General features: G+C 67.7%; 19 protein-coding genes. 6 read left to right on the top strand and 13 right to left on the bottom strand.

Annotation, left to right across the window (positions count from 1 at the left end; genetic code table 11):
• Position 1 precedes the first annotated feature (1 nt).
• Entirely contained in the window at positions 2-1,306 is a 1,305-nt protein-coding gene (locus tag J8I33_RS30635) for an MFS transporter (protein WP_124595302.1), read from the bottom strand.
• An 18-nt stretch (positions 1,307-1,324) separates the two neighbouring features.
• Positions 1,325-1,858, bottom strand: a complete 534-nt coding sequence (locus tag J8I33_RS30630) for a 2,4'-dihydroxyacetophenone dioxygenase family protein (protein ID WP_050017200.1) — start codon at positions 1,856-1,858, stop codon at positions 1,325-1,327.
• A 176-nt stretch (positions 1,859-2,034) separates the two neighbouring features.
• Between J8I33_RS30630 and J8I33_RS30625 the strand changes: the two genes are divergently transcribed.
• Positions 2,035-3,015 carry a helix-turn-helix domain-containing protein gene (locus J8I33_RS30625; protein ID WP_209939691.1) on the top strand — a complete coding sequence of 327 codons (981 nt, stop codon included), beginning with the start codon at positions 2,035-2,037 and terminating at the stop codon, positions 3,013-3,015.
• Between the two features lie 83 nt (positions 3,016-3,098).
• On the opposite strand, the gene J8I33_RS30620 is transcribed toward J8I33_RS30625, so the two are convergent.
• The 5 genes from J8I33_RS30620 to J8I33_RS30600 form a co-directional block, all read right to left on the bottom strand.
• Positions 3,099-4,664: a GMC family oxidoreductase N-terminal domain-containing protein gene (locus tag J8I33_RS30620; RefSeq protein ID WP_209939690.1), complete on the bottom strand. Its 1,566-nt coding sequence runs from the start codon at positions 4,662-4,664 to the stop codon at positions 3,099-3,101.
• A 175-nt stretch (positions 4,665-4,839) separates the two neighbouring features.
• Entirely contained in the window at positions 4,840-5,808 is a 969-nt protein-coding gene (locus tag J8I33_RS30615) for a helix-turn-helix domain-containing protein (protein ID WP_209939689.1), read from the bottom strand.
• Between the two features lie 203 nt (positions 5,809-6,011).
• Positions 6,012-6,815, bottom strand: coding sequence for a hypothetical protein (locus J8I33_RS30610; protein WP_209939688.1), 804 nt, complete (start codon positions 6,813-6,815; stop codon positions 6,012-6,014).
• Between the two features lie 159 nt (positions 6,816-6,974).
• On the bottom strand, positions 6,975-7,922 hold the full coding sequence (locus tag J8I33_RS30605; protein ID WP_050017195.1) for an aldo/keto reductase: 948 nt from the start codon (positions 7,920-7,922) through the stop codon (positions 6,975-6,977).
• Between the two features lie 347 nt (positions 7,923-8,269).
• Complete coding sequence (locus J8I33_RS30600; protein ID WP_124631482.1) at positions 8,270-8,890, bottom strand: LysE/ArgO family amino acid transporter; 621 nt, start codon at positions 8,888-8,890, stop codon at positions 8,270-8,272.
• A 108-nt stretch (positions 8,891-8,998) separates the two neighbouring features.
• On the opposite strand from J8I33_RS30600, the gene J8I33_RS30595 reads away from it, so the two are divergent.
• Complete coding sequence (locus J8I33_RS30595; protein ID WP_006480142.1) at positions 8,999-9,892, top strand: LysR family transcriptional regulator ArgP; 894 nt, start codon at positions 8,999-9,001, stop codon at positions 9,890-9,892.
• Between the two features lie 48 nt (positions 9,893-9,940).
• Here J8I33_RS30595 and fnr read toward each other — a convergent pair whose 3' ends face one another.
• The 3 genes from fnr to J8I33_RS30580 form a co-directional block, all read right to left on the bottom strand.
• A complete protein-coding gene (gene fnr / locus J8I33_RS30590; RefSeq protein ID WP_050017192.1) occupies positions 9,941-10,687 on the bottom strand; it encodes a fumarate/nitrate reduction transcriptional regulator Fnr in 747 nt (248 codons plus the stop codon).
• 103 nt (positions 10,688-10,790) lie between these two features.
• Entirely contained in the window at positions 10,791-11,258 is a 468-nt protein-coding gene (locus J8I33_RS30585; RefSeq protein ID WP_209939687.1) for a universal stress protein, read from the bottom strand.
• A 526-nt stretch (positions 11,259-11,784) separates the two neighbouring features.
• The gene (locus tag J8I33_RS30580; protein WP_124595308.1) at positions 11,785-12,192 is read right to left on the bottom strand and encodes a DUF3005 domain-containing protein; all 408 of its coding nucleotides are present in this window, start codon (positions 12,190-12,192) and stop codon (positions 11,785-11,787) included.
• 278 nt (positions 12,193-12,470) lie between these two features.
• Between J8I33_RS30580 and J8I33_RS30575 the strand changes: the two genes are divergently transcribed.
• Together J8I33_RS30575 and epsC are read left to right on the top strand one after the other, a co-directional pair.
• Positions 12,471-12,704, top strand: coding sequence for a hypothetical protein (locus J8I33_RS30575; RefSeq protein ID WP_050017188.1), 234 nt, complete (start codon positions 12,471-12,473; stop codon positions 12,702-12,704).
• 138 nt (positions 12,705-12,842) lie between these two features.
• Positions 12,843-13,763, top strand: coding sequence for a serine O-acetyltransferase EpsC (gene epsC, locus J8I33_RS30570; protein WP_050017187.1), 921 nt, complete (start codon positions 12,843-12,845; stop codon positions 13,761-13,763).
• 166 nt (positions 13,764-13,929) lie between these two features.
• On the opposite strand, the gene J8I33_RS30565 is transcribed toward epsC, so the two are convergent.
• The 3 genes from J8I33_RS30565 to J8I33_RS30555 form a co-directional block, all read right to left on the bottom strand.
• On the bottom strand, positions 13,930-14,733 hold the full coding sequence (locus J8I33_RS30565) for an SDR family oxidoreductase (RefSeq protein WP_050017186.1): 804 nt from the start codon (positions 14,731-14,733) through the stop codon (positions 13,930-13,932).
• On the bottom strand, positions 14,733-15,368 hold the full coding sequence (gene folE / locus J8I33_RS30560; protein WP_050017185.1) for a GTP cyclohydrolase I FolE: 636 nt from the start codon (positions 15,366-15,368) through the stop codon (positions 14,733-14,735). The genes J8I33_RS30565 and folE overlap by 1 nt, the downstream gene beginning before the upstream one ends.
• Before the next feature lie 104 nt (positions 15,369-15,472).
• Positions 15,473-16,399, bottom strand: coding sequence for a LysR family transcriptional regulator (locus J8I33_RS30555; RefSeq protein ID WP_124557180.1), 927 nt, complete (start codon positions 16,397-16,399; stop codon positions 15,473-15,475).
• Between the two features lie 117 nt (positions 16,400-16,516).
• Here J8I33_RS30555 and pobA point away from each other — a divergent pair, with 117 nt between their 5' ends.
• The gene (pobA, locus tag J8I33_RS30550; protein WP_209925975.1) at positions 16,517-17,749 is read left to right on the top strand and encodes a 4-hydroxybenzoate 3-monooxygenase; all 1,233 of its coding nucleotides are present in this window, start codon (positions 16,517-16,519) and stop codon (positions 17,747-17,749) included.
• Between the two features lie 143 nt (positions 17,750-17,892).
• Entirely contained in the window at positions 17,893-18,609 is a 717-nt protein-coding gene (locus J8I33_RS30545; RefSeq protein WP_006480132.1) for a 3-oxoacid CoA-transferase subunit A, read from the top strand.
• Positions 18,610-18,614 lie beyond the last annotated feature (5 nt).

Here is an 18,614-nt window from a genome sequence, read left to right as displayed (position 1 = left end):
GTTAGCGTCCTCCGAGGTTCTGCGTGTCGAGACGGCCTGCGGCAGCGCCTGCGAGCGCGCGCTTGCGCAGCACGGCCGGTGCGGTTTCGACGAGGCCGAACGACAGCACGCACGCGAGGATCGCGCCGGCAGCCGACGTCCACATCGCGAACTGCAGGCCGTATCGGTCCGCCGCGAAGCCGGCGACGGTCGGCGCGACGAAGCCGCCGATCAGCTCGCCGGCGCCCATGATCAGCCCGAGCGCGCTCGCGATCGCGCGCGGCGGCACCGTTTCGGCCGGAATCGTCGCCATGAACAGCGTGAAGCAGCCGAGCCCCGTGTACGTGGCGAACACGAGTGCGCCGAGCGCCCACACCGAGCCGACGTGGATCAGCACGACCGGGCACGCGGCCGCGACCAGCGCGAACACGATCATCGTCGGCTTGCGGCCGATCCGGTCGGAGATCGCCGGCACCGCGAAGCCCCAGAACACCCACGCGGCGCCGAGGCAGGTCATCACGGCGCCCATGGCGGACGGCGACAGGTGGCGGCTTTCGACGAGGAACACCGGCGCGAACGAGATGATCACGACGAACCACGTGAGGAAGAAGCAGCTGATCAGCACGCACAGCAGGATGTTGCGCTCCTTCAGCAGCGCCCAGCGGCTGACCGCCGCGCCGCTTGCGGCCGGTATTGCAGTGGTATCCGCCTGCGTGTGGCGCACGCCGCCGGGCGGTACTTCGCGCACCCAGCGCCAGATGCAGAACGCGATCAGGAAGCCCGGGATGCATGACACGTAGAACGCCTCGCGCCAGCCGTACGCGGTGGCGATGCCGATCACGACCGGCGGGCCGATCATCGCGCCGAGCAGGCCGGCGGCCGAGCCTTGCAGCAGGCCCATGTTCAGCCCGCGGCGGCTCGGCGTCGAACTCTCGACCATCAGCGATTGCGACAGCGGCAGCACGGGGCCTTCGGCGATGCCCATCAGCGCGCGAAATGCGATCAGGCTCGCGAAGCCGCCGACGAGGCCCGACAGCGCCGAGCACACGGAAAAGCCGAGCACGGCCGCGACCAGCAGCGGCTTGCGGGTGCCGCGCGCGTCGGACCACGCGCCGGTGGCGGCGCCCGACAGCGCCCACGTGAGCGCGAGCGCGGACGACACCATGCCGAGCTGCGTGTTCGTCAGGTGCAACTCGGCCGACATGAACGGGAACAAAAACGACAGCGCGAGGCGGTCGAAGAACACGAAGCCGAACGTCATGAACAGGATCAGCAGCAGCCGGTTCTCGTACGTCCAGGCGGGCCTGCAAGAGGAAGGGGACGTCATCGTGAGCCTCGCCGCGCGTCAGCGGAACAGCTTCTCGATCGCTTGCGCGCCGAGGCCGACCTTCTCGTAATGCGCCTTGCACATCGCGATGTACGAATGCACGTCGAAGTAGCCGTCGGGATTGCCTTCGTCGTCGAGCCAGATCAGCGGGCCCGTGACGATGAAGAACGCGCGCATCGGCTCGGGGTGATCGAACGCGACGAGCGTGTGGCCTTCGCCCGGCGTCTCGTACACGAAATCGCCGCGCGTCGCGGTCCATTCGTGCTCCAGGTAGCCCCATTTCCCGGACAGCGTGTACGCGAACACCTCGTGCGGGTGATAGTGCCGGTTCACGAGCCCCGCTTCCTTCGCCATCAGGATGTCGCACCATTTGTTCTGCGACGGCGAGATCCACAGCGGCCGCGACGAAACCGTTTCGGTGAACGGAACGTAATAGCGCTCGTCGTCGGTGGCCGCGTTCGGGATGTAGGCCTCGGGCAGCGCATCGGGCTTGAACGGATTGGCAATCGCCGGGATGTTTTGCCAGAATTCGGATACGGCTTTGTCGACCACGGTTGTCTCCTTGTATGGGTTGTCGTGGGCTCGACTTTAGCCAGCCGGTGTGCGCCGCTCTTGACTGGGCTGGACGAATTGCTTGACCGCGCCGGACATTGCAGCGCACCAAAAATCCAGACGAACCATCCCCCAATCCGTGCCGCTCCGCACGACAGGCGCCCGCAGGAGGCGATGTGACGAATTCGACCGTTCTTTCATGCACGCGAGGCTCGACGGCCGACGTGCCGGCGCGCGACAGGATGGCATACTGGGATGCATTCAACGCGGCGACGCTGGTCGGCCTGCGCTGCTCGTCGCTGTCGCCGGCCGGGCTCGAAGCCGAGAAGACCGACATCGCGCTGCCGGGCCTCGGCATCGCCGACATCAGCGGGCAGGACCACGTGATCGAACGCAGCCCCGCGCTGGTGCGCCAGTTGCCGAAGGAGTCGCTGTTCGCGTGCCAGATCGTGAGCGGGCGCGCCTATTTCATCCAGCACGACCGGTGTCTGCTCGCGGAAGCCGGCGATGTGGTCGTCTACGACACGCGCGTGCCCTATCTGTTCGGATTCCTGACGCCGATGCGGCAGCTGCTGATCGATATCCCGATCACCACGTTCGACGATCGCCTCGATGCGGCGCTGGCCGCGCTGCCGCTGCGGATCGCGCCGAAGCCGGGCGCGGGCGCGATGCTCGGCGCGACGTTGCGCGCGAGCGTCGAGCGGTTCATGAAGGCGCCGGTCGAGCGCGACGCCGCGCGGTTCGCCGAGCACACGCGCACGCTGATCGCGGAACTCGTCGACACGGAAGTGAACGGCGCGGGCACATCGCGCGCGTCGCTGTCGTACCGGCTGACCGCGAAGCAGTACATCGCGACGCATCTCGGCGAGCCGGAGCTCGCGCCGCAAGCCGTCGCCGATGCGGTCGGGCTGTCGCTGCGGCATCTGGGCCGCCTGTTCGCGGCGGAAGGCGAATCGATCACGCAGCACATCTGGTCGGAACGGCTGTCGCACGCGCACCGCGAGCTGACCGACGCACGGCTGCGCAAGACGAGCATCGGCGAGATCGCGTTTCGCTGGGGATTTTCGAGCCAGGCACACTTCAGCCGCGCGATCCGCGAGCGCTATGGCGCGTCGCCGATGGCGCTGCGCGATGCGGCGCGTGACGCAGGCAGTTAACGCCGGTTTTCCGGTGGTTCGGCGTCGGCGGCGCGTGCATGACGCGCCGCTTTCGTTTTCGGGGCGATGTAGCGCGCATCGCGTCACTCCGCCAGCATGAACGCCGCACAGCGCTCCGCGATCATGATCGTCGGCGCGTTCGTGTTGCCGGACACGATGCGCGGCATCACCGACGCATCGCAGATCCGCAATCCGTCGACGCCCTGCACCGCGAGACGCGGCGTGACGACCGCGTGCGCGTCGCTGCCCATGCGGCACGTGCCGGCCGGGTGATAGACGGTTTTCGCGCGACGCCGCACGTAGTCGGCGAGCGTGGCATCGGTCAGCGGCTCGGCTTCGCGGACGATGCGCGCGAGCGACGGTGCGCGCAGGATTCGCCGCGCGAGCGCGACGCCGCGCACGAGGCCGTCGACGTCGTCCGGATCGGACAGCGCGCCGCTGTCGAAGCGGATCGGCGCGGCCGGATCGTTGCCGCGCAGTTGCACGCGGCCGCGCGAACGCGGCCGGAGCAGGCACGGATTGATCGACAGGCCGTGGCCGGGCAGCGGTTCGCGATCGACGTCGCCGACCAGCGTCGGCAGCACGTGGAACTGGATGTCCGGGCGGCCGCTGCCTGTCGTGTCGACGAATGCGCCCGATTCGACGACGTTCGACGTCAGCAGGCCCGAGCGGCACAGCATCCATTGCAGCCCGTGCCGCAGGGCCTTCCACCCGCGATCCTCGCCCAGCAGGCTGACGGGCGCATCGCTGCGGCCGTAGATCGACACTTCAAGATGGTCCTGGTAGTTCGCGCCGACTTCCGGGCTGTCGTGCAGCACGTCGATGTCATGTGCGTGCAGATGCGCGCCGGGCCCGATGCCCGACAGCATCAGCAGCTTCGGCGTGCTCAGTGCGCCGGCCGCGAGCACGACGTCGGCGCGCGCGGCGGCCGACCCCGTCGCGCCGCTCGCGGTGCGCCATTCGACGCCGGTCGCGCGGCGGCCGTCGAACCGGATGCGCGTCACGCGGCAGCCGGTCAGCACGCGCAGGTTCGGATCGGCGATCACGTCGGCCAGATAGGTGGCCGCGGTGCTGCCGCGCTGCCCGTCGAAGATCGTCGTGTGATAGAAGCCGACGCCATGCTGCGCGGCGCCGTTGAAATCGTCGTTGTACGCGATGCCGGCTTCCTGCGCGGCCTTCACGAACGCGAGGCTCAGCGGATGCCGGAAGCGCGTGTCGCCGACCTTCAACGGCCCGTCGGTGCCGTGGTACGGCTCCGAGAGCCGCAGATGCGATTCGGCGCGCTTGAACACGGGCAGCACGTCGTCCCAACCCCAGCCGGTGCAGCCGAGCGCGGCCCAGTCGTCGTAGTCGTCGCGCGTGCCGCGCACGTACAGCATCGCGTTGACCGAGCTGCCGCCGCCGAGCGTGCGGCCTTGCGGCACGTAGGTCTTGCGTCCCGCCGCGCCCGGCTGCGGCTCGCTCTCGAACGTGACCGTGCGCTGCGTGCCGAGCACGCGGATGAACGTCGCCGGAATCCGGATGAACAGGCTGTCGTCCTTCGGGCCGTCCTCGAGCAGCAGCACGCGCCGGCCGGCCTTCACCAGCCGGTGCGCAACCGCGCAGCCGGCCGACCCGCCGCCGACGACGATGTGGTCGTACGTCTCCATCCCGCTTCTTCTCCTGGCTGTCGGGCGGCGGAACGGATGCCGCCGCGCACGAAGCCAGCTTAGCGAGCAGGTTGGGGCCCTATTTGACCGAGGCGGACGCCGTGCTTGCCTCGCCGGGACATCGCAGGGAGTGGCGGTGGCAGCGGCGAGTATCGGCCTAGGGCGTGAACACGCCCTAGCACGCTCCGGCCGGCGCGCGCGTGTCGCTCGGCGTCTCGCCGAACCGCGCGCGATAGCTGCGGCTGAAGTGCGCGCTGTTGTTGAAGCCCCAGCGGAACGCGATCTCGCTGACCGTCAGGTGCTTCAGCGATCGGTCGCGCAGATCGGCGCGGCAGCGTTCGAGCCGCCGCGCGAGAATGTAGCGCGTGAGCGGCATCCCCTCGATCTCGAAGATGCGCGCGAGCTGGCGCGGCGACAGGTTGATCGCACGGCTGACCAATCGGCTGTCGAGGTCGTCGTCGGCGAGATGGCTGTCGATGAACGCCTTCGCGCGCGACAGCGTGTGGACCGTCGACTTCGTCGGTGACGCGTCACCGTCGTGCAGCCGCAGCATCGATTGCACGAGGTCGAGGATCGCGGCGGCGCGCCGTTCGCGCGCATCGGGCGTCGGCTCGGGCGGCGCGGCGAGCAGCGCAACCACCTGCCGCACGGCCCACGACGCGACGCCGTCGCCGCGGTCGATCTTGACGAGGCTGCGGTAGCGCCACGGGCCGACGCGCGCCTCGAATACGTCGCGCGGCACGTCGAGCACGGTCATCGCCATGTCGGCGGGAAAGCCGTGACCGTACGGCATCGACGTGTCGTACAGCACGAGGTCGCCGGGCGCGTGCTGCATGCAGTCGACGTCCTGGAACGTATAGCCGTGCCCCTCGTGCATCACGCAGATGAACACGGCGTCGCGCTGGTCCGCGTGGATGTTGTGCGGCGTGCGCACGACCGCGTGCCGGTTCGCGACGATGTCGCACGCTCGGAACAACCCGAGATCGCGTTTGCGCAGCGACGCATCGATCCCTTCGGACGACCTTCCGCTGCATTCGATCCGCACGAGCGTGCGCGCGACATGGTCGACCCAGAAGTCGACGCGCTCGGCGCCGCGTACGGCGCGCGTCGAGATCGTGGCGATCTCCGTGCTGGTGTCCGGCATGACGTTCTCCCGATGACGGCCCGAGCGGGGCAGTCTCGGGCACGCCGAACGCCGCGGTCAATCCGTGAAAGACCCGGGGCACGCGCGTGACGCGCTTGCAGCGGGGCGCGGCGGGCGATTGCGCGGTCGATGTCCGTCCGGGTCAACGAAAGCGGCTGGGCGAGTCAAGACACGTATGCGGCTTTGGGGTAAGCGTGACCGGCCTACTTCGACTTCGATGAAGACGACGGCAGCCCGAGCGACACGTCCTCCTGATAGCCCATCTTGCCGCCACGGAATTCGACGCTCACGTGGCCGGCCCGCCGCGTGTCGGCGACATTCGCGTAGATCGACGTCATCACCATGCCCGCATCGCAGTCGAGCGCGATCGTGCGATCGACGCGGCCCGTCGCGATGTTCACGGCCCGCAGCGACTGCATCGCGATGCCGCACTTGTCGGACAGCGCGTAGACGCCGACCAGCATGTGCGTCTTCGTGCGATACCACATCGGGATATCGACGCTGCCGTCGAGTTGCAGGTGCTGCGTATCGGTGTCGTTCAGCCGGCCGACTTCGTTCAGCGTGATCGGCAGCGTCTTGCGGCCGTCGTCCCACGTGCCGGTTGCCGTTTTCCCGACGACGACGAGCGCGATCGGGCAGGGCTTCGGCCGTGACGGCGCCGCGGCCGGCACGACCGGCGAGTCGGCATTCGATGCGGGCGATGACGCTTCGCACAGCGTCAGGCGGCCGTCGGGCTCGCGGTGGCCGCGCAACGGGATCGGTTTGCGATGCGCGTCGTAGTAGTAGCTGCCGTCGACGCGCCAGCGGCCCGCGTCGTTGTGGTTGATCGCGTCGTAGGTCTGCACGGACACGTGCACCGGCGCGTTGCCGATCGTGCCGGTGTAGTTCGCGACTTCGTACCAGCCCGCGAAGGATACGGCCGGTGCGCAGGCGAGCAGCGCGGCGATCGTTGCGACGAGCGGACGGCCATGACGGACGTAACGGGAACGGCGGGCAAGGTGGTTCATCGGCGGTTTTTATGTGTGGTTTTGAGTCGGCGCGAAGAAGCCCGGTCGAGCCCCGCGGCCATCGGATGCTCGCCATTGTATCCATCCGTCCTGCATGACTCGCAGGCAAGCCGCGGAACCGCCTGCCCGTGCGATTCCGTCGGCCTGCCGCCGGCGGCTTCAAGGCGCGCTGGCTTCGTCGATCCGGCGGATGTCGTCCCGATCGAGCGTGACGCGGATCGCTTCGCCGAGCAGCGCGAGCTGCTCGAGCGACGTCGCGCTCGCGATCGGCGCGGTGATCGTCGGCCGCGCGATCTGCCATGCGAGCGCGATCGCGGCCGGCTGCGTGCCGTGCTTCGCCGATACGGCGTCGAGCGCGGCGAGGATGCGCAGGCCGCGTTCGTTCAGATAGCCGGCGACGCGATCGCCGCGCACGCTCTTCTTCAGGTCGGCCTCGCTGCGGTACTTGCCCGACAGGAACCCGCTCGCGAGCGCGTAGTAGTTGACGACGCCGAGCTTCAGGTCGCGCACGACCGGCTCGAGATCGCGTTCGTAGTCGGCGCGGTTGAGCAGGTTGTATTCGGGCTGGATGACCTGGTACGCGGGCAGCCCGTCGCGCGCGCTGATCGCGGCGGCTTCGCGCAGGCGCGCGCCGCTGTAGTTCGACGCGCCGAGGATGCGCACCTTGCCCGCGTCGATCAGCGTTTGATACGCACCGAGCGTTTCTTCGAGCGGGGCCGTGTCGGCCAGATCGCGGTGCGAGAAATACAGGTCGATGTAGTCGGTCTGCAGGCGGCGCAGCGAATCGTCGGCGGCCTTCAGGATGTTGTCTTTCGACAGCCCCGCGCGCGTGCCGAGCATGCCGACCTTGGTCGCGATCACGACCTGCTCGCGCTTGCCGGAGCGCTTCAGCCACTTGCCGATGATCGTTTCCGATTCGCCGCCTTGGTTGCCGGGCGCCCAGGCCGAATAGACGTCGGCCGTGTCGATGAAGTTGATGCCGGTGTCGGCGAGTGCGTCGAGCAATGCGAACGATGCGTTCTCGTCGACGGTCCAGCCGAAGACGTTGCCGCCGAACGCGAGCGGCGAAACCTGGATGCTGGATGTACCGAGGGTGCGATGTGCCATGTTCCTCTCCGATAACGGCAGGTAACGGGATTGAACTGCGGGATGGGTCGAGACGATCCCGGCGGGACGGCAGGATGCGCGGTGCGGTTCCGCCGTGGTCGCGGGACACCGGACATTCTCGCCGATCGTTTCGATTCGTGCAGGCGCAGTAACGCCGCGATGGTGGACGGCTTGCGGCAGATGGCGGAGGCCGCGTCCGCTGCATGCGTATTCCGTGCGGTTGCGTTGGATCGGGAGCGAATTTTGCGGCGACGTGCGCGACGGGAATCACGCAGCTTGCGCTGGCGTGGGGCCAACGCGGAGGGAAAGCCGGGCGGCAGGCCGCCGCCCGTTTGCAGAAGGTTCGGTCAGCGCAACTGCACCGCCGCGAGAAACAGCACCATGCTGCCGATCGCGCCATCCAGCACGCGCCACGCGACCGCCTTGCGGAACCACGGCGCCAGCAATCGCGCGCCATAGCCGAGCCCGAGGAACCACACGACGCTGACCGTCATTGCGCCGATCGCGAACGCGAGCCGCGCGCCTTCCGGCTCGCGCGCGCCGGCCGTGCCGATCAGCAGGAACGTGTCGAGATACACATGCGGGTTGAGCCACGTGAACGCGAGCGTCATCAGCACGATCGCGAGCGCGCCCTGCGGCGGCGGCGCGACCGCGTTGCCGCGCACGTCGAGCGTGTCGTGGCCCGGCTTGAACGCACGGCGCAGCGCGTTGATGCCGAACCACGCGAGATACGCGAGGCCGACGTACAGCACCGCATGGACGAAGGTCGGATAGCGCTCGACGAGCGCCGAAGCGCCGCCGACGCCCGCGCCGATCAGGATCATGTCGGACACCGCGCACAGCAGCACGATCTTGCCGACGTGCGAGCGCATGATGCCCTGGCGCAGCACGAATGCGTTCTGCGCGCCGATGGTGACGATGAGCGACGCGCATAGTGCGACGCCGTGGGAAAAAGCGAGCCAGTTCATGAGGGGACAGCCGTGGAAGCAGTAGACGAATCAATCGGGTAGCGCTAGTCTGCGGTCAGCACGGGAATAAGAGAAGCTAAATCACCTAATGCGGATTAAGGAAATCTAATGCTCGACTACGCGTTGCTCGATGCCCTCGCGGCCGTGATCCGGCACGGCTCGTTCGAGCGGGCGGCCAAGGAGCTGAACGTCACGCCGTCGGCCGTGTCGCAGCGCGTGAAGCTGCTGGAGGAGCGGGTCGGCAGCGTGCTCGTCAAGCGCGGGCAGCCGTGTGTCGCGACCACGTCGGGCGCGCTGCTGTGCCGGCATACTGAACGCGTGCAACTGCTGGAAGCCGAACTGGGCGGCCGGATGCCCGCATTGCCGGGCCAGATCGCGAGCGCGTGGCCGACGTTGCGCGTGGCCGTCAACGACGACAGCGTCGCGACGTGGTTCATCGACGCGGTCGGCCCGTTCTGCACCGAGCGCGAGACGCTGCTCGATCTCGTGATCGACGATCAGGATTACACGGCGTCGCGCATCCGCGACGGCAGCGTGCAGGGCGCGGTGACCGCGCAGGCCGAGCCGATCCAGGGGTGCCGGTCGGAGCGGCTCGGGCGGATCCGTTATCGTGCAGTGTGCTCGCCGGCGTTTTACGCGCGCTATTTCGACGCGGGGATCACGCGCGATGCGCTGCGCCGCGCGCCGTGCGTGATGTTCAATCCGAAGGACGGGTTGCAGGCGCGTTTCATCCGGCGCGTGACGCGCGCGGATCTCGATCCGCCGCAGCACTGGATACCGCACGTCGCGGGCTATCTGCGCGCATGCGAAACGGGATTGGGATGGGGGATGTGCCCGGACCGGATGGTCGACCGCCAACTGGCGGCGGGTGAATTGATCGACATGTCGCGCGGGCGCACCATCGACATCGATCTGTACTGGCAGAGCTGGCGTCTGTCGATCGGCTGGCTCGACGATTTCAGCGCGGCGCTGAAGGCGCGCGCCGCGCTGTTTCTCGATTGACCCGCGACATGATGCAGGCGGCGCGCGCGAGATGCGCGCCGTGCGGCGTCAGACGTGTTGCAGGCCGTCGAAGTCGACGATCTGCACGTGGCGGCCCTGCATTTCGATCAGGCCGCGCTTCTGGAATTTCGACAGCGTGCGGCTGACCGTTTCGAGCGTCATGCCGAGATAGCTGCCGATGTCCTCGCGCGTCATCCGCAGGTTGAATTCCGACGGAGAGTAGCCGCGCTTCAGGTAGCGCGACGACACGTCGAGCAGGAAAGCGGCGACGCGCTCTTCGGCATTCAGCGAACCGAGCAGCATCGTTTGCGACGTTTCGCGCACGATCTGTTCGCTCATCAGCTTGTGCATGCGCAATTGCATCGAGCCGGCTTCCGAGCACAGCGCCTTGAGCGCGCTGTACGGGATCACGCAGACCGAGCTGTCTTCCAGCGCGACCGCGGTGCGCGGGTGCGTATCGTCGCAGATGCCGTCGAGGCCGAGCGCTTCGCCGGCGAGATGCAGGCCCGTGACCTGTTCGCGGCCGTCATGGCGCGTCGCGACGGTTTTCAGCGAACCCGAGCGCACCGCGTACAGGTTGTCGAATGCATCGCCTTCGCGGAACAGCGCTTCGCCGCGCTTGACCGGGCGCGCCGCGCAGATGACCGACTCGAGGCGGCTGAGCGCTTCGGGCGCCAGGCCCTGCGGCATGCACAGGTGCCGCATCGCGCACGACGAGCAGTGTGCGGCCTGGCGGGGAGCCCAGCTACCGGTATGGGGCGCGGCGGCGGGGCGGGTGGCGACGGGCGTCAGCATGATCGTTTACTCCGGCATTGGATCGACGAAATCATTGTCCCACCGCAAGTTGCCGCTGTCGGGTGACAAAACGTCGCGACCGGCCGCGCATGCCGAACGCCGCTCAGGCAGCCGGCTCGTCCGCGCTGGCGGCCGCCGGGATCAGCAGCACTGGCAGCGTCGCGTGGCGCACGCATTGTTCGGCGATGCTGCCGAGCACGAGGCGGCGGAAGCCGCGGCGGCCGTGCGTGCCGAGCACGAGCAGATCGGCGCCGAACGCTTTCGCGCCGTCGAGGATCAGCGACGACACGTCGTTGAGCGACGTCGCTTCGTTCAGCCGCGTTTCGCCTTTCACGCCGGCGGCCTGCATCAGCTTCGCGAAATCCTGCGCGAGCGCGTTGCCCTGCGCGACGAGCTGATCGCGCAGCACGGACGGATCGTAGCCGGGCACGTTGTAGTAGATCGCGGCGTTCTCGACGACGTAGAACGGCTGCAGCTGCGCGCCGTGCGATTTCGCGAGCGCCAGCGCGGCATCGAACGCATGGCGGGACGTGTCGCTGCCGTCGACGGCAACCAGAATTCGCTTGTACATAGTGTCTCCGAGTGGCGGGTTGAAACGAAGTCGGCCGGATGGCCGATCGGGGTGGGCAATACGCAACGCTGCGAGGCAGGGTAAACCAACGGTCGCGATCGTGCAGCGAGGCGCCTGCCGGGCCGTGCGACCGCGCTGTCGCTGTCTGTGCCGGCCCTGCGTGGCCATGCGCGCAACGCGTGCTGCATCGCGCGATGGGTGTCGTATGGTTCGGCTGCGTCGTCGGCGAAAACGCATGCGCGCGCATCGACCCGGCCCGGCAACCATGCCGATGCGCCGTACGTCTCGCCATTGAATCGCAATCGCGCCGTGACGCGATGACTTCGGTCAACGCATGCGCGTCGACACGATGCACGGCATGCATGATTGTGAATCCCGATGCCAATACGCGGAATCGTTCACTGCTGCATCGTGCGAACGAGTCCCGGCCCGCGGTCCGGTCGCGCGCGCGAATGCGCCGCCATCGATCACCGTCATCGACCGATCGCGATTCCCAATCGAACGATCGATTCAAACGCCGCGCCGGCTATCCTGGCACAACGGTCAACTCGATAACGCGCTCCGGCCGGCGGCCGTGGCCGGGCCCGTACGCGCTGCCGTACATCCGGTGAACGGGACCGAACGGCGTGTCGCCTGCAGACGGCGCGTCGAAGCCTTTCTCGATCACCACGTAGCCGGCGCGCAGCGCGAACGCCGGATGGTTGCCGTCGGGGCGGCTGTCGAATCCGGCCAAACCGTCGCCGGCTTCCGGCATCGCATTGACGAGCGACGCGTTGCTGCGCGTGATCTGGTCGGGCGAGATCGGCCCGACGCCGGCGAGCCGCGACGCTTCGCGGTGCTTGCCGTCGGTGTCGACCGTGCTGTCGTGCGTGTCGTCGTTGTCGAGTTCGATGCTGCGCGGATGCGCACCCCGTGTTTGAGCGGACGATTCCATCGCGGCTCTCCTGGCGGCGACACACTCCGGATCGAAGCAAATCCCGTTCCGGGCACGACGGGAAAAGGCGCGCGGGCGATCGCCGCGGTCGCGCGACGCGCACTGATTTGTCATGATTTATTTCAGCTAGAAGACGCGTTTTCTACAGAGTATGATTCTTTTCCTGCGAAGCGGCGACAGGGGATGTAGTCTCGCCGCCTCTGCCCGCGCCGGGGCGCCGCAGCACCCTTAAAGACGGGTAGCGAACAACAAAGCAAGGGACTAGAGGTGGCGGACTCATGCAAGCGACTACTGCCTTCACGCATCGCGGTTATCTGTTGAATTGCGCGCCCGCACGCGCCAGTGACGGTTCGTTCAAGCCCTACGTCGTGATCTCCCGATCGAGCGACGGGGAACTCGTGGCGAACCGGTTTTTTCCGATCGAGCTCCAGTTCAACGACGAAGGCGACGCGATCGCGCACGCGCGCGACTGGGCCGTGCGCTGGATCGACGCGAGCAGCATCGCGATGTGACGCCGTCGCCCGCGAGCAGCGTCGGCCGTCCGGCCGATCCCCGGGGGCGCCGCTCCCGGACAAAAAACGCGGTAATCTTGCGGAACCCGTCACTTTATTAGCGGCCGCGCAACCGCGCTCGGCTGTCTGCATTGGCCTATGTCGACATCACCCGCCCGTCAGTGGGGCCTCGAAGAAATCGTCGCCGGCTTGCGCGAGTCGCGCGAGGAACTCCATCGCACGCGCCATCCGCGCGGCATCCGCGAGCTGCCGTCGCGCGATGCAATCTGCAAGATTGTGACCGGCCTGCGCGCGTCGATGTTTCCGACGCACTACGGCGCGCCCGACCTGACCGACGAAAGCGTCGACTACTACGTCGGCCACACGCTCGAAAGCACGCTGCGCGTGTTGTCCGAGCAGATTCGCCGTGCGCTGCCGTTCCTGCCCGAGCATGTCGATACGCCGTTCGCCGAGCTCGACGAACGCGCGTTCGAGATCGCGCGCGAGTTCGGCCGGCAGTTGCCGGCGATCCGCGCGCTGCTCGTCAGCGACATCCAGGCCGCGTACGCGGGCGATCCGGCCGCGCAGCACATCACCGAGATCCTGCTGTGCTACCCCGGCGTGTTCGCGATGATGCACCATCGGCTCGCGCACGCGCTGCACCAGCTTGGCGTGCCGTTGCTCGCGCGGTTCATCAATGAAATCGCGCACTCGGCCACCGGCATCGACATTCATCCGGGCGCGCAGATCGGCCCGAGCTTCTTCATCGACCACGGCACCGGTGTCGTGATCGGCGAAACCGCGATCATCGGCGAACGCGTGCGCGTGTACCAGGCCGTCACGCTCGGCGCGAAGAGTTTCCCGGCGGATGGCGAAGGCGCGCTGGTGAAGGGCAATGCGCGGCACCCGATCGTCGAGGATGACGTGGTGATCTACGCGGGCGCGACGATTCTCGGCCGCGTGACGATCGGGCGCGGCTCGGTGATCGGCGGCAACGTGTGGCTCACGCACAGCGTGCCGCCCGGCACGAGCGTCGCGCAGGGCAAGGTTCGCGAGGGCGGGAGCGCGGAGAAGCCGTAACGTGGCGGCGGGCGAATGCGCGGGGGTGGTTCTGCACAACGCGGCGCATGACGCGTAATGGATCGGCGGCCGGCCCGCCGTCGGGCGTTATCGGGCGTGAGCGGCGCGAAGCTTGTTCGACCCGTCGCACGAAGGCGGCGCGCAGCCGCCTTCGTTCATCGAAGCGTCAGTGCTTGCCGTCCGGCGAGCGGTGCTTGTACAGCACGTCCTGATCGACGCGGATCAGGTTCTGGCCCGCATCGACGACGAAATCCACGCCGTTGTATGCATTGCCCGTCAGCAGCAGGATCGCGCTCGCGACGTCGTCGGGGCCCGCGATGCGCGCGAGCGGCGTCGATGCGCGGCTCGCGTGTTCGAAGTCGGCCTGCGTCTGGTCGTCGCTCGGCAGCATCAGCCCCGGGAACACCGCATTCACGCGCAACACCGGCGCGGACGACAGCGCGAGCATCTGCGTGAGGTTGCCGAGCGCGGCCTTCGCGACCGTGTAGCTGAAATGGTCGCGGTGAAAGTTTTCCTTGATCTTCTGGTCGACCACGTTCACGACGACGCCCTGCGTGCCGGCCGCGCGGGCCCGCTCGTAGAACGCGCGCGTGAGCAGGATCGGCGCGCGGCAGTTGACGGCCCACGCGTGGTCGAACGCCGCGAGATCGAAGCTCGGGAAATGGTCCTGCCAGAACACCGACGCGTTGTTGACCAGCACGTCGAGGCGCCCGAAGCGCGCATACACCTGGTCGATCAGCGCGGTGATCTGCGCGGCATCGGACAGGTCGGCCTGCAGCGCGACCGAATCGTGCCCGCGTTCGGCGATCGTTCGAGCAGCGGCCTGCGCGGCATCGGCCGAACGGTCGTAGTGCACCGCGGTGCGATAGCCGTGCGCGGCGAAATACTCGGCGAACGCGCGCCCGGCCCGGCGCGCGGCGCCGGTCACGAGCACGACCGGCGCGTGCGCCGTTTGCTTCGTCTGCTCCATCAGGTATTCGTCAGGTTGACCGAGGAAGGATTCGCGACGATCGACAGGAATTCGCGACGCGTCGACGGATCGGTGCGGAACGTACCGAGCATGCGCGACGTGACCATCTCGACGCCCGGCTTGTGCACGCCGCGCGTCGAGATGCACTGGTGCGCGGCTTCGAGGATCACGCCGACGCCCTTCGGCTGCAGCACGTCGAACAGCGTGTCGGCGATCTGCACGGTCATCTTTTCCTGGATCTGCAGGCGCTTCGCGAATGCGTCGACGAGGCGCGCGAGCTTCGAAATGCCGACGACGCGATGGTTCGGCAGATACGCGACGTGCGCGCGGCCGATGATCGGCACCATGTGGTGCTCGCAGTAGCTCTCGAAGCGGATGTCCTTCAGCACGATCATTTCGTCGTAGCCGTCGACCTCGCTGAACGTGCGCGCGAGGATGTCGCGCGGCTCCAGCGCATAGCCGGCGAAGAACTGCTCATAGGCGCGCACGACGCGTGCGGGCGTGTCGAGCAAGCCTTCGCGTGCGGGATCGTCGCCGGCCCAGCGCAACAGCACGCGGACGGCGTCTTCTGCTTCTTCACGGCTCGGCCGCGAGGCGACCGGCTCGGGCTGTGTGGTTTTCTTTCCCTTACCCATGTAGTGGCTCCATCGAAGGCCGCCTGCGGCGGCCGATATCCGGCCATTGTTTCATGCTTTCGCCGGTCGTGCGTGCGGGCCGCCACGCCCGCTTCGTCACTTCTTTACTTCGGCCATTCGTCCTGCTCGTCGTTGAACAGCGACGCGACGACGCCGCGCAGCCATGCGGTGCGCGGATCGTTGTGGTACTTGCGATGCCAGTGCTGTTTCAGGTCGAAGCGCGGCAGCGCGAGCGGCGGCTCGACGGGCACGATGAACGCGTGCTCGGCCGCGTACGCATAGCCGATCGCATGCGGCACCGTCGCGATCAGGTCGGTGCGGCTCAGGATGAACGGCAGGCTCATGAAGTGCGGCGTTTCGAGCACCGCGCGGCGCTGCATGCGCTGCTTCGCCAGATATTTCTCGAGCACCTCCTGGCTGCGGCCTTCGGCGCGCACGACGGCGTGGCCGCACGTGAGGAACTGCTCGACCGTGAACGGCGGCGTCTGCTCGAGCGGATGGCCGCGCCGCATCAGGCAGACGAACCGGTGCGTGAACAGCCGCTGCTGGAAGAAGTTGTTGCCGTCGAGATCGGGGAAGTAGCCGACCGCGAGATCGATCGACCCGGCTTCGAGGCCGCGTCCGACTTCGTCGTGCGCGAGCGAGACCGAACGCAGGTTCGCGTGCGGCGCAAGCGTCGCGAACGCCTGCAGCAGCTTCGGCAGGAACACGATCTCGCCGACGTCGGACAGCGCGATCGAGAACGTATGCGTGCTCGCGGCCGGGTCGAAGTCGTGCGGCGCGACGAGGCCGCGCTCGATCTGCGCGAGCGCGTCGCGGGCGGCCGGCAGCAGCGCGAGCGCGCGCGGCGTCGGCTCCATCCCGCGCGACGTGCGCACGAACAGCGGATCGCCAAAGTATTCGCGCAGCCGGCCGAGCGCCGTGCTCACGCGCGGCTGGCTCACGCCGAGCAGGTCGCCCGCGCGGCTGACGTTGCGCGTGTCGTCGAGTGCGACGAGGTAGGGAATCAGGTTCAGGTCGAGCGGGTCCATCGCCGGGGCCGGTATCTTCAAAACGTATACAACATATCTCCTGAATCGCGTTGCCGCATAGTCGGGAAAGCGCTCAAATGTGTTCCATTATTCGAACCAAAGTTCTGGAGACGAACAATGCGCACCCAAGTCGCGATCATCGGCGCCGGTCCGTCCGGCCTTCTGCTTTCCCACCTGCTGCGCCTGCAAGGCGTCGATTCCATCCTCGTCGAAGCGCGCTCGCGCGAATACTGCGAGAACCGCATCCGCGCCGGTGTGCTGGAGCAGGGCACGGTCGACACGCTGAACGAAGCCGGCCTCGGCGACCGGATGCGCCGCGAAGGGCTCGAACATCACGGCATCGAACTGCTGTTCGATGGCCAGCGCCACCGCATCGACCTGTCCGAACTGACCGGCGGGCGCGCGATCACCGTCTACAGCCAGCATGAAGTCGTGCGCGACCTGATCGCGGCTGGCGTCGAGCACGGCCATCAGATGCACTTCGAAGTGAGCGACGTCGCGCTGCACGACGTCGAAAGCGAGCACCCGGTCGTCACGTTCAAGCACGCGGACGGCCGCGCGGACCGCATCGACTGCGATTACATCGCCGGCTGCGACGGCTTCCACGGCATCGCACGCCAGACGATTCCCGCCGAGCGGCTGAACACCTTCGAGCGCGTCTACCCGTTCGCGTGGCTCGGCATCCTCGCCGACGCGGCGCCGTCGCTCGACGAGCTCGTGTATGCGCATCACGACAACGGTTTCGCGTTGTTCTCGATGCGCTCGCCGACGGTCACGCGCCTGTACCTGCAGTGCAAGCCGGATGAAGACCTCGCCGAATGGTCCGACGCGCGGATCTGGGACGAACTGCACACGCGTTTCTCGAACGACACCGGCTGGACGCCGACCGAGGGCCGGATCACGCAGAAGAGCGTGACGCCGATGCGCAGCTTCGTGTCGGAGACGATGCAGCACGGCCGCCTGTTCCTCGCCGGCGACGCCGCGCACATCGTGCCGCCGACCGGCGCGAAGGGGATGAACCTCGCGGTGGCCGACGTCCGCGCGCTGTCGCGCGCGCTCGGCGCGCGCTACCGGACGGGCGACGCGACGCCGCTCGAGCGCTATTCGGCGACCTGCCTCGAACGCGTGTGGCGCGCCGAGCACTTTTCTTACTTCATGACGAACATGCTGCATGCGTCGCCGGACGACTCCCCGTTCGTCAATCGCCTGAAGTTTGCCGAGCTGAAATACGTGACGCGTTCGCGGGCCGCCGCGCAGTCGCTCGCCGAAAACTACGTCGGCTTGCCGTTCGACGACGCAACGCCCCCCGAGCGAACCCGCCTTGACAACGCGCTGTGCGCGACTCTATGATCGGCCATCGTTCGCTAATCGAATCAAGGTTCGAATAGCGAACAAAAGCCGAGGGTCGACGAAGGCCTCCGGCGCGGCACGCGGCACGCGCGTGTCCCCTCGACAGGCCGCGCACGAGCCGCGGGTTCGCATCAGGAAGAGACATGGTCAACAAGATTTTCGAATCGCTTCAGTCGGCGGTTGCCGACGTCCACGATGGCGCGACAATCATGATCGGCGGCTTCGGCACGGCAGGCATGCCGTCCGAGCTGATCGACGCGCTGATCGAGCAGGGCGCGCGCGACCTGACGATCGTCAACAACAACGCGGGCAACGGCGAGACGGGTCTCGCGGCGCTGCTGAAGGCGAAGCAGGTGCGCAAGATCATCTGCTCGTTCCCGCGCCAGAGCGACTCGCAGGTGTTCGACGCGCTGTACCGTGCGGGCGAGATCGAGCTGGAGCTCGTGCCGCAGGGCAACCTCGCGGAGCGCATCCGCGCGGCGGGCGCCGGCATCGGCGGCTTCTTCACGCCGACGGGCTACGGCACCAAGCTTGCGGAAGGCAAGGAAACGCGCGTGATCGACGGCAAGCCGTACGTGTTCGAGACGCCGATCCACGCCGATTTCGCGCTCGTGAAGGCGTACAAGGGCGATCGCTGGGGCAACCTCGTGTATCGCAAGACCGCGCGCAACTTCGGGCCGATCATGGCCAGCGCGGCGAAGGTCGCGATCGTCCAGGTGTCGGAAGTCGTGCCGCTCGGCGGGCTGAACCCGGAACACATCGTGACGCCGGGCATTTTCGTGCAGCGGATCGTCGAGGTGCCGCAGGCCGCGCACGCGGCCGAGCTGGCCGCCGAACACGCTGCGTCGCAAGCCGCCTGACCGCC

Origin of the sequence: Burkholderia sp. AcTa6-5, from assembly GCF_017815075.1 — a bacterium.
Taxonomy (GTDB): domain Bacteria; phylum Pseudomonadota; class Gammaproteobacteria; order Burkholderiales; family Burkholderiaceae; genus Burkholderia; species Burkholderia sola.
This window is presented reverse-complemented; position numbering and strand designations above follow the sequence as displayed.

Excerpts from the sequence above, each read along its gene's own strand:
- pobA (WP_209925975.1), top strand. The coding sequence starts at position 16,517 with ATGCGCACCCAAGTCGCGATCATCGGCGCCGGTCCGTCCGGCCTTCTG.
- J8I33_RS30555 (WP_124557180.1), bottom strand. The coding sequence starts at position 16,399 with ATGGACCCGCTCGACCTGAACCTGATTCCCTACCTCGTCGCACTCGAC.
- J8I33_RS30620 (WP_209939690.1), bottom strand. The coding sequence starts at position 4,664 with ATGGAGACGTACGACCACATCGTCGTCGGCGGCGGGTCGGCCGGCTGC.
- J8I33_RS30575 (WP_050017188.1), top strand. The coding sequence starts at position 12,471 with ATGCAAGCGACTACTGCCTTCACGCATCGCGGTTATCTGTTGAATTGC.
- J8I33_RS30585 (WP_209939687.1), bottom strand. The coding sequence starts at position 11,258 with ATGTACAAGCGAATTCTGGTTGCCGTCGACGGCAGCGACACGTCCCGC.
- J8I33_RS30580 (WP_124595308.1), bottom strand. The coding sequence starts at position 12,192 with ATGGAATCGTCCGCTCAAACACGGGGTGCGCATCCGCGCAGCATCGAA.
- J8I33_RS30615 (WP_209939689.1), bottom strand. The coding sequence starts at position 5,808 with ATGCCGGACACCAGCACGGAGATCGCCACGATCTCGACGCGCGCCGTA.
- folE (WP_050017185.1), bottom strand. The coding sequence starts at position 15,368 with ATGGGTAAGGGAAAGAAAACCACACAGCCCGAGCCGGTCGCCTCGCGG.
- J8I33_RS30545 (WP_006480132.1), top strand. The coding sequence starts at position 17,893 with ATGGTCAACAAGATTTTCGAATCGCTTCAGTCGGCGGTTGCCGACGTC.
- J8I33_RS30565 (WP_050017186.1), bottom strand. The coding sequence starts at position 14,733 with ATGGAGCAGACGAAGCAAACGGCGCACGCGCCGGTCGTGCTCGTGACC.
- epsC (WP_050017187.1), top strand. The coding sequence starts at position 12,843 with ATGTCGACATCACCCGCCCGTCAGTGGGGCCTCGAAGAAATCGTCGCC.
- J8I33_RS30605 (WP_050017195.1), bottom strand. The coding sequence starts at position 7,922 with ATGGCACATCGCACCCTCGGTACATCCAGCATCCAGGTTTCGCCGCTC.
- fnr (WP_050017192.1), bottom strand. The coding sequence starts at position 10,687 with ATGCTGACGCCCGTCGCCACCCGCCCCGCCGCCGCGCCCCATACCGGT.
- J8I33_RS30610 (WP_209939688.1), bottom strand. The coding sequence starts at position 6,815 with ATGAACCACCTTGCCCGCCGTTCCCGTTACGTCCGTCATGGCCGTCCG.
- J8I33_RS30600 (WP_124631482.1), bottom strand. The coding sequence starts at position 8,890 with ATGAACTGGCTCGCTTTTTCCCACGGCGTCGCACTATGCGCGTCGCTC.
- J8I33_RS30595 (WP_006480142.1), top strand. The coding sequence starts at position 8,999 with ATGCTCGACTACGCGTTGCTCGATGCCCTCGCGGCCGTGATCCGGCAC.
- J8I33_RS30635 (WP_124595302.1), bottom strand. The coding sequence starts at position 1,306 with ATGACGTCCCCTTCCTCTTGCAGGCCCGCCTGGACGTACGAGAACCGG.